Genomic DNA, 251 nt, shown 5'->3' on the forward strand with positions numbered 1-251 from the left:
GATTGAAGGATTGCCTGCAGGGCATGCCTGCATTTGGCTGCGTAAGACGTTTGTTGATGTTTAGCGCCATGGCATAAGCTACTAGGGACGTCGTTTACTTTGAATCCCAAGGTATGCGCCAATTGCACGAAGGTGGGCAGATGACCACACAACCGCGCCTCTTCGGGGCAGATTACAGCGTCTACGTACGAATCGCTCGACTGTGTCTGACTGAGAAAGGGATCGAACATCAACTTGAGCCGCTAGATATT

1 protein-coding gene is annotated in these 251 nt (G+C 51.0%); it reads left to right on the forward strand.

What is annotated here, in order from left to right; translation table 11 throughout:
* Positions 1-140: 140 nt before the first annotated feature.
* Positions 141-251: thioredoxin domain-containing protein (locus tag ACPYOI_RS36610; RefSeq protein ID WP_481424249.1), on the forward strand; the 111-nt coding region annotated here is incomplete at its 3' end.

Source organism: Rhizobium sp. SVR5-2C (assembly GCF_056755115.1).